This is a genomic window from Leucobacter sp. M11 (genome assembly GCF_035726885.1).
Taxonomy (GTDB): Bacteria; Actinomycetota; Actinomycetes; order Actinomycetales; family Microbacteriaceae; genus JAPFRB01.
Map to the genome: position 1 here is coordinate 1 of NZ_JAPFRB010000016.1, position 279 is coordinate 279.

A 279-nucleotide genomic window follows, 5' to 3' on the forward strand; every position below is an offset into this window, starting at 1 on the left:
CGGGACCGGCGCGCGCCGGCCCTGATCAGCCGATGTGCTCGGCCACGATGAGCTGGAACCGCTCGAAGGCCAGCTCCACGGTGTTGTGCCGGGCGTCGACGGTTCCGAGAGAGGTGCCGTTGAACGGGTCGGTCAGGCGGTACCTGCCGCGGCCCAGGCCACGCAGCTCGACCGTCCCGTCCCACCGCCCGGCGTAGAACGCGTAGTGCAGGGTCGCGCCCTTCGCCACCACATGCGCCTCGGGCTTGTCGAAACCGATGTCGTACAGCTCGCCCCGGT

At 70.6% G+C, this 279-nt stretch carries 1 protein-coding gene; it reads right to left on the reverse strand.

What is annotated here, in order from left to right; genetic code table 11:
- Window positions 1–25: 25 nt before the first annotated feature.
- Window positions 26–279: hypothetical protein (locus OOT08_RS18820; protein ID WP_325094433.1), on the reverse strand; the 254-nt coding region annotated here is incomplete at its 5' end.